Origin of the sequence: Thermoanaerobacter wiegelii Rt8.B1, from assembly GCF_000147695.2 — a bacterium.
Classification (GTDB): Bacteria; Bacillota; Thermoanaerobacteria; order Thermoanaerobacterales; family Thermoanaerobacteraceae; genus Thermoanaerobacter; species Thermoanaerobacter ethanolicus.
This window is the reverse complement of the sequence record NC_015958.1, coordinates 601,842-613,836: the sequence shown is the minus strand read 5'-3', so window position 1 is coordinate 613,836 and position 11,995 is coordinate 601,842. Positions and strand designations below refer to the sequence as shown.

12 protein-coding genes and 1 pseudogene are annotated in these 11,995 nt (G+C 33.9%); 2 read left to right on the top strand and 11 right to left on the bottom strand.

Going from position 1 to position 11,995, the window contains the following annotated elements; genetic code table 11:
* Positions 1 to 14: 14 nt before the first annotated feature.
* From THEWI_RS02905 to THEWI_RS02880, 6 genes are all read right to left on the bottom strand, one after another.
* Complete coding sequence (locus tag THEWI_RS02905; RefSeq protein ID WP_014062386.1) at positions 15 to 656, bottom strand: hypothetical protein; 642 nt, start codon at positions 654 to 656, stop codon at positions 15 to 17.
* A 129-nt stretch (positions 657 to 785) separates the two neighbouring features.
* Positions 786 to 1,331: a ribosome hibernation-promoting factor, HPF/YfiA family gene (gene hpf, locus THEWI_RS02900; protein ID WP_014062385.1), complete on the bottom strand. Its 546-nt coding sequence runs from the start codon at positions 1,329 to 1,331 to the stop codon at positions 786 to 788.
* A 381-nt stretch (positions 1,332 to 1,712) separates the two neighbouring features.
* On the bottom strand, positions 1,713 to 2,435 hold the full coding sequence (locus THEWI_RS02895) for an amino acid ABC transporter ATP-binding protein (protein WP_014062384.1): 723 nt from the start codon (positions 2,433 to 2,435) through the stop codon (positions 1,713 to 1,715).
* Positions 2,422 to 3,084, bottom strand: coding sequence for an amino acid ABC transporter permease (locus THEWI_RS02890; RefSeq protein WP_003869298.1), 663 nt, complete (start codon positions 3,082 to 3,084; stop codon positions 2,422 to 2,424). The genes THEWI_RS02895 and THEWI_RS02890 overlap by 14 nt, the downstream gene beginning before the upstream one ends.
* A 65-nt stretch (positions 3,085 to 3,149) precedes the next feature.
* Positions 3,150 to 3,935: a basic amino acid ABC transporter substrate-binding protein gene (locus tag THEWI_RS02885; RefSeq protein ID WP_014062383.1), complete on the bottom strand. Its 786-nt coding sequence runs from the start codon at positions 3,933 to 3,935 to the stop codon at positions 3,150 to 3,152.
* A gap of 339 nt (positions 3,936 to 4,274) precedes the next feature.
* A complete protein-coding gene (locus THEWI_RS02880; RefSeq protein WP_003869296.1) occupies positions 4,275 to 4,472 on the bottom strand; it encodes a zinc-ribbon domain-containing protein in 198 nt (65 codons plus the stop codon).
* Between the two features lie 230 nt (positions 4,473 to 4,702).
* On the opposite strand from THEWI_RS02880, the gene THEWI_RS02875 reads away from it, so the two are divergent.
* Positions 4,703 to 6,811 carry a methyl-accepting chemotaxis protein gene (locus THEWI_RS02875; protein ID WP_014062382.1) on the top strand — a complete coding sequence of 703 codons (2,109 nt, stop codon included), beginning with the start codon at positions 4,703 to 4,705 and terminating at the stop codon, positions 6,809 to 6,811.
* Between the two features lie 102 nt (positions 6,812 to 6,913).
* On the opposite strand, the gene flgN is transcribed toward THEWI_RS02875, so the two are convergent.
* The 5 genes and pseudogenes from flgN to THEWI_RS02850 form a co-directional block, all read right to left on the bottom strand.
* On the bottom strand, positions 6,914 to 7,384 hold the full coding sequence (gene flgN, locus THEWI_RS02870) for a flagellar export chaperone FlgN (RefSeq protein WP_014062381.1): 471 nt from the start codon (positions 7,382 to 7,384) through the stop codon (positions 6,914 to 6,916).
* 4 nt (positions 7,385 to 7,388) lie between these two features.
* A pseudogene (gene fliS, locus THEWI_RS02865) lies at positions 7,389 to 7,705 on the bottom strand (flagellar export chaperone FliS).
* Between the two features lie 83 nt (positions 7,706 to 7,788).
* The gene (fliD, locus tag THEWI_RS02860) at positions 7,789 to 9,318 is read right to left on the bottom strand and encodes a flagellar filament capping protein FliD (RefSeq protein WP_014062379.1); all 1,530 of its coding nucleotides are present in this window, start codon (positions 9,316 to 9,318) and stop codon (positions 7,789 to 7,791) included.
* Positions 9,319 to 9,333: 15 nt separating this feature from the next.
* Positions 9,334 to 9,675 carry a flagellar protein FlaG gene (locus THEWI_RS02855; RefSeq protein WP_014062378.1) on the bottom strand — a complete coding sequence of 114 codons (342 nt, stop codon included), beginning with the start codon at positions 9,673 to 9,675 and terminating at the stop codon, positions 9,334 to 9,336.
* A 142-nt stretch (positions 9,676 to 9,817) separates the two neighbouring features.
* A complete protein-coding gene (locus THEWI_RS02850; RefSeq protein WP_003869286.1) occupies positions 9,818 to 10,003 on the bottom strand; it encodes a Spo0E family sporulation regulatory protein-aspartic acid phosphatase in 186 nt (61 codons plus the stop codon).
* 139 nt (positions 10,004 to 10,142) lie between these two features.
* Between THEWI_RS02850 and asnB the strand changes: the two genes are divergently transcribed.
* Positions 10,143 to 11,984: an asparagine synthase (glutamine-hydrolyzing) gene (gene asnB / locus THEWI_RS02845; protein ID WP_014062377.1), complete on the top strand. Its 1,842-nt coding sequence runs from the start codon at positions 10,143 to 10,145 to the stop codon at positions 11,982 to 11,984.
* Positions 11,985 to 11,995 lie beyond the last annotated feature (11 nt).

Here is an 11,995-nt window from a genome sequence, read left to right as displayed (position 1 = left end):
TGGGCGTTAAAAAACTAAAGAGATGTGATCGACATGACGCGCCTATTGACGGCGTCCAATGTGGCTTTTACCACAGCCTCCCCTTCATCTTTCTTTATAAGACAAGACCCGGTAAGGAGGTCCTCTTGGTTATTTGTCACATGAGTAACCCCTACAACTATTATCCTGCTTTTCGCTATATTAAATATATCGACATCTTCCAACAAAAATAAATGGTTTTTGGGAATCAATTTAGAAATAGAGTCCAGTGTAGCATTGGCAATTATTCTATACTTATTACTTGCAGTATTAGGCCCTTCAGCATATCCTTCAAAAATCTCATCGCCTCTTGTGAGGATAACTCTCGCTTCACTGGTAAGACCATTATTTATAAACGAATAGCTTGAAAAGACAAGCCTGTGTTCTCCTTGGAGTTTTTCTCCAGTATCAATTTGCGCAACACTGACAATCTTGTGATTTATATCAATTCCAAATTGCGCCATTATAACAGATTGCACATCTCGTGCAATCTGCTTCGCATTCCTTGTGCTGTCAGCTAACACATGGATTTCAGTTATTTCACCATTTTCTACAACAACTCTGTTTGATAATACTCCTTGAATTTTGTTTATGTATCCTTCCATCGAATTTACCGTATCTTTTGTTATTTCACCCATTATCTTCACACCCTATTAAAATTTGTCCACACTTAAAATATATTCTATATAAAATTTAAAATTCCTTCTTTTTAGACAAAAAAATTGGGGATAGAGCCTATCCCCAATTTTTTTGCTTCTTATGTAGTTTTATTCTATCGGCTCTATTAAGCCATATTTCCCATCTTTTCTTTTGTATACGACATTTATAGTATCAGTTTCTGCATTTGTAAACACAAAGAAGTTATGTCCTAAAAGGTTCATCTGAAGAATTGCTTCCTCAGGTGACATAGGTTTTATTGGAAACCTTTTTGTTTTAACTATTTCAAAGGAAGCCTCTTCCTCTTCTCCCCTAGCTTCTTGATAAACAGGTGGAATTTCAAACCTTATTGACTCATTAGCACCGAATCTATTTTTAAGCTTTGCCTTGTGTTTGAGTATTTGTTTTTCTATTTTATCTACAACTCTATCAATTGACACATACATGTCGTCACTTACTTCTTCGGCTCTAAATATAATACCCTTAAAAGGTATTGTGATTTCTGCAATGTGATTGTTTTTCTGTACACTTAAAACAGTCCTCACTTCTGTGTCTTCAGTAAAGTACTTGCTTAATTTGCTCACATTTTTTATCACCGCATCCCTTAGTCCATCTGTAACTGTCATGCCATTTTTACCGCTTACTGTGATATTCATAGTATCAAACCCCTCTCATTATCCTTCTATTTAATATAATTCTACATAAAAAACAATATTCCTGCAATATGTGGAAACAAAAAACACTCCCTCTGGAGTGCCAGTTTGTTGACAAAGTAAAAAATTTTTTAAATAGGATATTTTGCATCGTCACTCCAGTGTTCCAAAGCGACAAAGCTAAACTCGACCCTCGGGTTCCGTAGCGTCGGGCACATTCGACATCCTTGTCTTAGTGCCCGCCTCCGCCATCCTTGGCTTCGGCCCTGCCTCCACCCTCGGTCTCATTAAGTTTTGTTATCGCTTTGTCACAAGTCGCACCGATTGCAAAATATCCTATTTCCGAAAGTTTGTCTACAGTCTGACACTCCCTCCTGAGTGCCTTTATAAAATCTTACTTATAAATTCCTTTGTCCTTTCATTTTTTGTATTGTAGAAAATATCTTCTGGCGTCCCTTCTTCTATTATCATTCCATCGTCCATAAAAATGACTCTATCTCCTACTTCCCTGGCAAACCCCATCTCATGAGTGACAACTACCATAGTCATCCCTTCATTAGCCAATCCTTTCATGACGTTTAAAACCTCTTTTACCATTTCAGGGTCAAGAGCTGATGTGGGCTCATCAAAAAGCATAATATCTGGCTGCATAGCCAATGCCCTTGCGATTGCAAGTCTCTGCTTTTGACCGCCTGATAGCTTAATAGGGTACTCGTCCTTTTTTTCAACAAGCCCCACTTTTTCCAGTAAGCCCAAAGCTATATTCTCAGCGGCTTTTTTGTCCATCTTTTTCACTTTAATAGGAGCTAAAGTTACATTCTCTAAAGCCGTTAAGTGTGGAAATAAATTAAAGTGCTGAAAAACCATTCCTACTTTTTGCCTTATCTTATTGATATTTACTTTTTTGTCGTTTATTTTAATCCCTTCAATATAGATTTCTCCTTTAGTAGGCACCTCTAAAAGGTTTATACACCTTAAAAGGGTGCTTTTTCCTGAACCGCTTGGTCCTATTATCACAACGACTTCTCCCTTATTTACGTTTAGACTTACGCCTTTTAACACTTCTAAATTGCCAAAAGTTTTATACACCTCATTAACGCGTATCACCAGCCCTCAACCTCCTTTCAAAGATTCCAAGGAGTCTTGAAAAGATAAAGGTCATTACAAAATATATGGCTGCAATTATGATGTAGGGTTCGAAATATTTATAAGTAATGCTTTGTATAATATCTGCTTGCCTTGTAAGGTCAGCAAAGCCTATTACTGATACAATAGCTGATTCTTTGAGCATCACAATAAATTCATTTCCCAAAGCAGGCAAAATATTTTTTATTGCCTGGGGAATTATCACATACCTCATCGCCATAGCATGAGTCATGCCAAGGGAACGAGCTGCTTCGTTTTGCCCAGGGTCTACAGCTTGTATGCCTGCCCTTATAATCTCTGCAACATAAGCAGCGCTATTAATAGCAAGAGCAGAAACTCCTGCTGTAAAAGCTGGTATATCTATTCCAAATTGCATAAGACCGTTATATATCAATAAAAGTTGTACCAAAAGAGGAGTACCTCTTATAATTTCAACATAACTGGCTCCTATAAAGCTTATAGGTTTTATAGAAGACATTTTAATAAGAGCAACAATCAGGCCTAATATAACTCCTATAGTCACTGCTAAAAAGGTGAGTTTTAAAGTCATAAGAAGACCACTTACAAATAAATGACTGTATTTTAACATGCTCAAAAAATTTACACTCATAATAATCTTCCTTTCAGCAAAATTTTAGTGGAGAATTGTTTTTAAAATTCTCCACTAAATTTTAATCATTGCTTAAACCATTTATCTATAAGTTTGTCATATTCGCCACTTGCTTTTAACTCTTTTATCACTTCGTTTATTATATTCACTAATTCCTTATTCCCTTTAGCTACTGCAACAGCAGAACCATTATCTACCGTGTTAATTTCTTTCATGAAAACCATCTTCATGTCCTTATATTCTTTGAGATATGCATTTGCTACAGTATTTTCCAATACTATCGCATCACATCTGCCATTTTTTAAATCCATAAAGGCGTCTCCAACACGGTTTAGTTGCTTCAAATTTACATCTGGTATCTTTTTAGCGGCTTCTTCAGAAGTGGTGCCTATTTGTACAGCCACGGTTTTGCCCTTTAAGTCATCAAACTTCGAAATAGGACTGTCATTTTTTACAACTACAACTTGTTGGCTGTTGTAATAAAGGTCTGAAAAATCAACACTTTTAGCTCGTTCTGGTGTTGGAGTCATACCTGCCACGATCATATCTATGCGCCCGGCTTGAAGAGCTGGAATCAACCCTTTAAAGTCCATATCTTTTATCTCCAGCTTAACCCCTAATTTTTTCGCAATTGCATTTGCTATATCAACGTCAAAACCTACTATTGTATCTTTGTTTCCTTCTACTTTATGAAACTCATAAGGTGGAAAATCTGCACTTGTACCCATTACGATAACGCCTTTTTCCTTAATTTTGTCCAAAGTATTAGCTGGTTTGGTGCCACAAGCGGATAAAATTAAACCCAAAATAATTGTCATTGTTAAGAAAACAAATAATGTTTTTTTATTCATTTTTCTTCTCCTCTCCTCTTTATAAAAATTTTGTAAATTCATAAAAAATGTCAATTATAAATAACTGCTACAAATAGATTTTCTGACCTTTTGCTTTCATAATTATAATATCATATGAATAAAATTTCAATATTTTTTTCTTTAAAGAGGACAGGAAATTTTTTTAGAAAGAAAAAAATATGTTGTGAAATAAAAATCTGTGGATAATGTGGATAAGTTTGTGAATAACTTTTAAATTCGCTTTTAACAATGTGGAAAAAGTTCTGAAGTGTAAAAAAGACACCAAAATGGTGTCTTTTGTATAATCCTCTTTACTTTTCTTGCGAAAAAGTAAGGGGATTATCTGCTCATGCCAAAAGCTTTCTTGTCTCTTCTAGCATTGTACTGATGGTTTCTTCTTTTTTTCGCTTCTCTGCAGGCTTTACATCTTACAGGCTCATTTTGAAAGCCTTTCTCCGCATAAAACTGTTGTTCTCCTGCTGTCCACACAAACTCTTTTCCACAATCTTTGCACACTAACACTTTGTCTTGATACATAACTAATAATCCCCTCACTTTGAATTTTTGGTTCAATATAATCTTTCGATTATATTATACGTGTATTATATCACCTTAAACCTTAAATAGCAATAAAATTTTAATAAAATTTTTACGATCTCAAAATACAAATTCCGACATTTTATTGTAAAATCCATCTAACAGTGGTATAATATATTTATACAACCGCTTGCATAACTTAATTCACCCATTTTGGAGGTGTTTAACTAATGAAAAGGCAAAAAGGAATTCAAAAGAAAGAGTCAAAACTAAGGTTCCCTAAAATTTCGTTTTTTAAAATTCCTAAGGCAAACGTTAGACTAAAGCTTTCAAACAGTGGCAGCGGCATATTTGCTAAATTAATGACCTTCATAGCCTTTATGATAATCGTTCCTCTCGCTTTCACTGGTTATATGTCTACAAGCAAGTCAACAAAAACTTTACAAGATACTATCAACATCTCTAATGCTGATACATTAGGACTAATAAATAATTATGTAGACCTTTTCAAAAATGATATTGAAACTCAGCTTACTATTCTCTCTGCCAATCCTCAAATTCTAAATTTAGGACAAGGTGATTTCGAGACTGATAAAAAGAATTTACAAGATTTATTTACAACCATTTTAAAAGCAAAAAGTACTAAAATATCTCTTATTTATTTTGCAACACCAGATAAAAAAATAATTCAATCTCCTGACCTTCCCCTCGACCCAAACTATGACCCTACCAGCCAGGAATGGTATAAAAAAGCTATTGAAAATCCGGATGCAATAATATGGACTGGCCCTTACAGCAATGATGGAACAAATGGAGGAGTAGTTACTGTTTCAAAAGCCGTTAGAAGTTCTTTAACTTCAGCTGCTTCTGATGTCGTAGGAGTTTTGGCTTTTGACATAAATTTAGATTCTCTTTCTAACATGATTTCTTCTATAAAAGTAGGAAAAACAGGAAATGTGTATTTAATTTCTAATGAAGGCATTATAATCGCTGATAAAGATAAGAAAAATTTATTTTCTTACATAACAAAATACGATTATGGCAAAAAGATTCTCTCTATGCAAGAAGGAAGTTTTGAGTACAATGATAATGGAATAAATAAATTTGCATCTGTAAAAACTTTAAATAATTTTGGTTGGAAAGCTGCAATAACCATGGATTCTTCAGAACTTGCTGAAAAAACTTCTCAAATAAAAGATAATACAATAATTTTTAGTTTAATAAGCCTTTTAATAGGAATATTAATAACATATTTCTTCTCAAAAAATATCACTTCAAAAATAGGAAAAGTCATGACAGTAATGAGCAAAGCTGCAAATGGGGATATGACACAAGAAGTAGACCTGAAATCAAACGACGAAATAGGCAAACTAGCTTTAAGCTTTAACCTTATGATAGATGGTATAAAAAGCTTAGTAACCGACGTATTATCTGCTGCAAATTCTGTATACGAATATTCTAAAAAAGTATCCTTTGCATCAAATAAAGCTGAGCAAATCACAAATGAAGTAGTTGCAGCTATGGAAGAAATTGCAAAAGGTGCGCAGGAGCAAGCAAAAGAAGCTGAAAAAGCTGCAACTATTACCAATTTTTTAAGTCAAAATTTAGATGTGACAATGGAAAATTCAAAGAATATAAATAAAGAAACTGAATCAGTAACAAAAGCAGCAAAGACTGGATTAGAAAATATAAAAGAATTAAGTGAAAAGACTAAAATCACAGAACAAATGCACAGCAAAGTGAAAGAATCTACTTCCTATTTAAAGAAAAAATCTCATGAAATAGGAAAAATTGTAGAAACAATAACCGCAATAGCCGACCAAACCAATCTTTTATCATTAAATGCTGCAATTGAAGCAGCCCGTGCAGGAGAAGCCGGTCGCGGTTTTGCTGTAGTAGCTGATGAAGTGAGAAAATTGGCAAATCAGTCTTCGGAAGCCGCTAAAAATATCGAAGCTATTATAAAAGAAATACAACAAAATATTGACGATACCCATAAAGTAGTAGAAGAAGCAAGTGCTTCTATAGAAAAACAAAATGAATCTTTAGCAAAAACAGTTCATACTTTCTACGGCATTCAGCAAGCGGTAAATAGAATCGTAGAGGAGCTTAATAAACTCAATGACTCAATGCTTATGATTTCTCAAAGCAGAAGTGAAATGTTAGATTCAATACAAAATATCGCCGCAGTAACGGAAGAAGCTGCTGCCTCTACGGAGGAAATATCTTCTGCAACAGAGGAACAAAAAACTGCAATAGAAGAAATATCAAAATCCGCACAAGATTTGGACAATATTGCTAATACTTTACTTACTACTATAAACAGATTCAAAATCTAAAAGAAGCGGGAAACCCGCTTCTTTTAGACTGATGAAAAACTTTTGCAAAGGAGATATTTTGACTTTGTCAACAAGCTAAAAGAAGTGGGAAACCCGCTTCTTTTAACGTTTTTTATCTAAAAAATAACTGTCAGGTGTATAGTATTTAAGATATTCTATATACCCTTCTTTATTCTTTGACAATTCCTCTAATTTGTTTTCTATTTTTTCGAAAACAGCAGTTATATTTTGAAGGTTTTTATCGTCTTTTTCTTTTATTTTTTCCAAAAGAGCTTTTGTTTCTATAAAGAGTGCCTTCAATCTACTTATTTCTCCTGTAATTTTCCCTTCTAAAGCAAAAATACTTTCAACTTTATTTTCTTTTTTAAAAGCATTATACAAAGGGATAAAATCTGCATCTAATTTGTCAATTTCTTCTATGATTTTTTGCTTTGTAGTAAGTAAATTCTTCAATTCTTCTAAATTGTTAGAAGCTATAGAGGCACCTATTTTTTCAGTGACCTCATAAAGTTCTTTCAGCCTCTCAATTTTATCCTGTACAATTTGAGTAAGCTTTTCTACATTATTATGCATCTCATCAACCCTTCGCGTAGACTTTCTCTCTAACTTTATTAAGGGCTAGACTCCAAGTATCTCTTAATTCTATGGCAAATCCTTTTACTTCTTCTAAAATTGCCACATCTTTTTTTACATTGGCATCAATTAATCTTCTTAGCATATAGTCATATAAACTGTACAAGTTTTTAGAAATATCATAATTCATATCTAAAGTAAGCATGAGCTCTGTAATAATGTCTTGTGCCCTTTGTATACCACTATTTGCTGCCATGTAATCTTTTTTTCTATCGCCCCTTTTGCTTCTTCTATAAACCTTACTATGCCATTGTAAAGCATCAGTACCAGTTCTTCAGGGCTTGCCGTCAAAATGGCATTTTCTTTGTACTGCTGATATGGATTTACCATCACCGCACTCCTTTCTATTTCCCCATAACCCCTATTTGTTGACTTAACCACGCACTTTGTGAATTCATTTGGCTTACATACATCTCTAACTGTGTAAATTGTGCATAATATCTCTGTTCAAGGTTATTTAGATAATCTTGCATTTGAGCAATCCTATCATCTATTTCTCTTATTCTGTTTCCTATAAAACTTGTATCATAAAGCTGTGTGGTACTACCTGCTTTTTGAGTTATGGCATCAATGCCACTGTTTAAGGTATCGTAAAGCTGTTGTGCAATACCCTGAGAAGTTGAGGTACCTGTAAATATATTCATTACCAATTGAGGATTGGTTGCAATAGCATCTCTAAGCTTTGTTTCGTCAATATATAACTTCCCACCTTCATACCATTGGCCTGTAGTAATACCAATTGAACTTAAAGAACCTGCACCAGAAATTGTAGATGAAATATCATTTCTCATGGAGTAATATACTCGCATAAGAGTTTCATCATTAGCCAAATCCCCAGAGCGGGCTTTTTGTTCCCATAATGTTATGTCACTGTCTTTCATAGCTTGTTTTTGTTCAGAAGTCAAAGGTGGATAATCGTAATATCTTTTTTCTGTAAGCTTTGTATTAATTTTTGTGATTATATCATTGTAAGTGTCAACAAAACTTTTTATTGTGTTATATATTTTGTCAACATCCGTTGAAACAGTAATGGTTGTTGTGCTATTACTTGTCCCTGTAAGGGTAATATTTATTCCTGCTACTGTGACATTGTTAGTCGAACTTGTCATTGGAACATTGTTAAAAGTAAATTCAGCATCTTGTCCTGTTATACCTCCAGCGTTCAAAATATTTGGATCTAATTTTAAGATACTTGTTAAAAAATTTTGGGCAGTTGAATCTGTAGTACCACTAAAATCAATCTTTGAATTTGCTCCAGTAAAATTTGATACCAAAAACAGCCTATCTAAACCCGGATCATATGTAGCAATTACGCCTGTCGCATTAGTCTGAGCATTTATAGCAGCAACTACATCATTTATTGTTGCACCATTTTTTATTACTATTTGTTTATTTGTACCGTCTAATCCCTTTAAATAAAGATATATATCGTTTCCTGTATTATTAAGTGTATTATACGTATATGTTCCATCAGAATTTTTAGTTGCAGCACCAATTTTATCTGTACTTGCAGTTGTCGCAGCTTGAGCTAATTGCGTTACTGATATAGTATAAGTTCCATTTACCGCATTTACACCTGCTGTAGCCGTTGCAACTGAAGGATTTGACGATGCAACAGTTTTTGCCATAAAAGTCCCCTGTAGTTTGAGCTTAAAAACAATGTCATTTCGGAGTGACATAAGCTGTGTGTTTATATCCCTTAAATCCTCTTGCTGCCATTGATACCATTGCTTTTGTTGTTCTAATTTATCAAGAGGTATACTTGCAGCCTTCATAAGCTGCTGTACCATAGAATCAGTATCGAGTCCTGTCGCAAGACCACTGATTCTCAATAAATTGCTCACATTGTAGCTATTCATACTTATTGGATCCATTTTTCATACCCCCAACTATATTTTTCTATCCACAAAAAGTCCAGCTATTTTCCATAATCCTGCCACAAGGTCAAGTATTTTTTCAGGAGGAATCTCGTCAATAACTTCATTTGTATCGCTATCAACAATTTTGACCACTATTGTGTTTGTAGGCTTGTGTACAGAAAATTCAAAATATGTATGATCGTTAATGCTTATTTTTCTATTTTCTTTATTAAGCTCACTATTAAGTTTATCTTCATCCACAGGTTTACTTAGTATATCTTTTACTGCTTTTATTTCCTCTACTAACGCACTATCTCTTTTAAACTGCGAATTTACTTGCCCCGTTCCCGCAGTACTTATCCCCTGCAACATGCCGTTATTACCTCCTGGAATAAAAATTTATCATTTGTAACAACTTCCCTTTTTGCTATTATAAATATCGACATATATTTTAAAAAGTTTAAATTTTTTTATGTAATTTTCACGCAAAAAGAAAAACAAGTAAAACAGCACTTTATTTTACCTGTTTTACTTGTTTTTCTCTTTTCATGTACATGACAATCAATTCGTCTAATTCACGGCTCAGCTCTAAAGCTTTAGGAAGCTCTATATTGCATTCATTTAATTTCTTTTTTAAAAGCTTTATTCTTTCAGCAATGTCGTTTTCTTCGTAATAATGCTCTTTTATCACTTTCTCCATATAAGCCGCATCCTCCTAAAACATTTATGTTTTTATTATATCATGTAGAAATTAAAAGTTCATTAGAAAATTATAACATGTATCAATGGCAAAAAAAGAGAATATATTTACTTATAGATTTAAATTTAGGAGGATTTTTATGTGTGGAATAACGGGATGGGTTAACTTTGATATGGACTTATCACTTCAAAATGAAGTAATCGAAAAAATGACAGACACTCTTAAAAAAAGAGGACCTGACGGTTCTGGAATATGGTTGTCAAAACATTGTGCTTTAGGTCATCGTCGATTAATTGTAATCGATCCAGAAGGTGGAAGTCAACCAATGATAAAAAAATACGGTGAAAAAAATTTTGTCATCATCCACAATGGAGAACTCTACAATATGGATGAATTAAAAAACGAACTCATATCCTTGGGATATACTTTTAAAACCCGTTCAGATACTGAAATTATTTTGACATCTTATATAGAATGGGGTCCTTTATGTGTTAAAAAATTTAATGGAATATTTGCTTTTGCAATATGGGATGAAGTGCAAAATAGGCTTTTTATTGCCAGGGACCATCTCGGAATAAAGCCACTATTTTATACCATTAAAAACGGGTCTTTGATATTCGGTTCAGAGATTAAAGCAATATTAGCACATCCTCATGTAAAACCAGAGATAGACTCACAAGGTCTTGCGGAAATATTTGTAATGGGACCTTCAAGAACTCCCGGATGTGGTGTCTTTAAAGACATTAAAGAATTAAAAGCCGGGCATTACCTCATATTCACTAAAAATGGAGCAAACATAAGCAAATACTGGTCATTACAAAGTCTTCCCCATGAAGATGACCTTGAAAAAACAGGGGAAAAAATAAGGTATCTCCTTAAAGATTCTTCAGTGAGGCAGCTTGTTTCAGACGTACCTTTATGTTCATTGTTATCAGGTGGACTTGATTCAACTGCTGTATCTTTCTTCGCAAATGAAGAATTAAAACAAAAAGGTCAAAAACTTATAACATACTCTGTAGATTATGTGGGTAATGATAAATATTTTACGCCAAACGAATTTCAACCAAACTCTGACGCAGACTGGGTAAAATTTGTCGCAAAGAAACTTGACACAAACCATAACTATGTATTTATAGATAATGAAGAACTTGCACATGCTCTAAAGCCAGCCTTGTACGCTCGAGACCTTCCTGGTATGGCAGATATAGATTCATCTTTATATCTATTTTTAAAAGAAGTAAAAAAAGGAGCCACAGTCGCTCTATCAGGAGAAGGTGCTGATGAAGTTTTTGGAGGTTATCCCTGGTTTAGAAACAAAGAAGCAGTTGAAAGTCACACCTTCCCATGGATAAGAATGGTCAAGGAACGCATGAAATTACTTTTGCCAGAAGTTGTAAAATATATAAGGCCTATAGAGTATTTAAATGATAGATATAACGAAGCTTTAAATGAAGTGCCAAAGCTCATCGGAGAAGACCCCAAAAATACCCGAATGAGGGAAATGTTTTATATTAACATAACAAGATTTATGCCTATGCTTCTTGACAGAATGGATAGAATGAGCATGGCAGTAGGTTTTGAAGCAAGAGTACCTTTTTTAGACTACAGGCTTGTAGAATATGTCTGGAATATACCTTGGGAAATGAAAAATCTAAACGGAAGGGAAAAAGGGATACTTAGATACGCTCTAAAAGGTTACATCCCAGACGAAGTGATTGATAGGAAAAAGAGTCCATATCCTAAAACTCACAATCCGGTATTTAAAATAATTGTTAAAAAATGGCTAAAACAAATAATTGATGACAGTACATCTCCACTTTTGCAACTTGTAGATAAAAAAATAGTTGCAGAACTCATAGAAACAGATGCAAAAGCCTATGACCCTGCCTGGTTTTCACAGCTTATGGGCTCAGCCCAACTTTTTGCCTATCTCGTACAAATAAACATGTGGCTTACTGATTATAAAATTTCTTTAGTATAATAAAATAATAA

What these genes read in the sequence shown, in the direction of transcription:
- THEWI_RS02905 (WP_014062386.1), bottom strand. Translation starts at nt 656, where the DNA reads ATGGGTGAAATAACAAAAGATACGGTAAATTCGATGGAAGGATACATA.
- hpf (WP_014062385.1), bottom strand. Translation starts at nt 1,331, where the DNA reads ATGAATATCACAGTAAGCGGTAAAAATGGCATGACAGTTACAGATGGA.
- THEWI_RS02890 (WP_003869298.1), bottom strand. Translation starts at nt 3,084, where the DNA reads ATGAGTGTAAATTTTTTGAGCATGTTAAAATACAGTCATTTATTTGTA.
- THEWI_RS02885 (WP_014062383.1), bottom strand. Translation starts at nt 3,935, where the DNA reads ATGAATAAAAAAACATTATTTGTTTTCTTAACAATGACAATTATTTTG.
- THEWI_RS02880 (WP_003869296.1), bottom strand. Translation starts at nt 4,472, where the DNA reads ATGTATCAAGACAAAGTGTTAGTGTGCAAAGATTGTGGAAAAGAGTTT.
- THEWI_RS02875 (WP_014062382.1), top strand. Translation starts at nt 4,703, where the DNA reads ATGAAAAGGCAAAAAGGAATTCAAAAGAAAGAGTCAAAACTAAGGTTC.
- flgN (WP_014062381.1), bottom strand. Translation starts at nt 7,384, where the DNA reads ATGCATAATAATGTAGAAAAGCTTACTCAAATTGTACAGGATAAAATT.
- fliD (WP_014062379.1), bottom strand. Translation starts at nt 9,318, where the DNA reads ATGGATCCAATAAGTATGAATAGCTACAATGTGAGCAATTTATTGAGA.
- THEWI_RS02855 (WP_014062378.1), bottom strand. Translation starts at nt 9,675, where the DNA reads ATGTTGCAGGGGATAAGTACTGCGGGAACGGGGCAAGTAAATTCGCAG.
- THEWI_RS02850 (WP_003869286.1), bottom strand. Translation starts at nt 10,003, where the DNA reads ATGGAGAAAGTGATAAAAGAGCATTATTACGAAGAAAACGACATTGCT.
- asnB (WP_014062377.1), top strand. Translation starts at nt 10,143, where the DNA reads ATGTGTGGAATAACGGGATGGGTTAACTTTGATATGGACTTATCACTT.